At 70.0% G+C, this 577-nt stretch carries 1 pseudogene; it reads left to right on the top strand.

Annotated features, from left to right (window positions below):
• Positions 1-125: 125 nt before the first annotated feature.
• Positions 126-577: pseudogene (locus tag FR728_RS19275) on the top strand (hypothetical protein); the annotation flags it as partial.

Genomic DNA, 577 nt, shown 5'->3' with positions numbered 1-577 from the left:
GCGCAGGAGCCCGGCCATGGCTGAGCGCCTCTCGCCACGCCCGGTGTCCCGATCCGGTCGCCGGGGTGGCTTTTCCCTTCTGACGCCGCTGCGCGTCCCATCCTCCAACTGAAAGGAGCCGCGCAATGTCCGGACCCTGGAACGACTTCAACTCCGCCCAATCGAACACCAACGTCATCCCGAAAGGCACGCTCGCCAAGGTGCGGCTCACCCTGCGCCCGGGCGGCTTCGACGACCCCTCGCAGGGCTGGACCGGCGGCTGGGCGCGCCGCGCCGCCACCGGCGCCGTCTATCTCGACGCCGAATACACGGTGCTTGAGGGGCCCTATGCCCGGCGCAAGGTCTGGTCGCTGATCGGCCTCTACAGCCCGAAGGGCCCGGACTGGGCCAACATGGGGCGCGGCCTGATCCGCGGCATCCTCAACTCGGCGCGCGGCGTGTCCGACAAGGACAACTCGCCCGAGGCGCAGGCCCGCCGCCGCATCAACGGCTTCGGCGATCTCGACGGGGTCGAGTTCGTCGCCCGCATCGACATCGGCACCGACACCAACGGCGAGGACAAGAACGAGATCCGCGC

Origin of the sequence: Roseibium aestuarii, from assembly GCF_008477545.1 — a bacterium.
In the GTDB taxonomy this organism is placed as follows: domain Bacteria; phylum Pseudomonadota; class Alphaproteobacteria; order Rhizobiales; family Stappiaceae; genus Roseibium; species Roseibium aestuarii.
The sequence above is the reverse complement of the archived record's forward strand: the minus strand, read 5'-3'. Positions and strand labels throughout refer to the sequence as shown.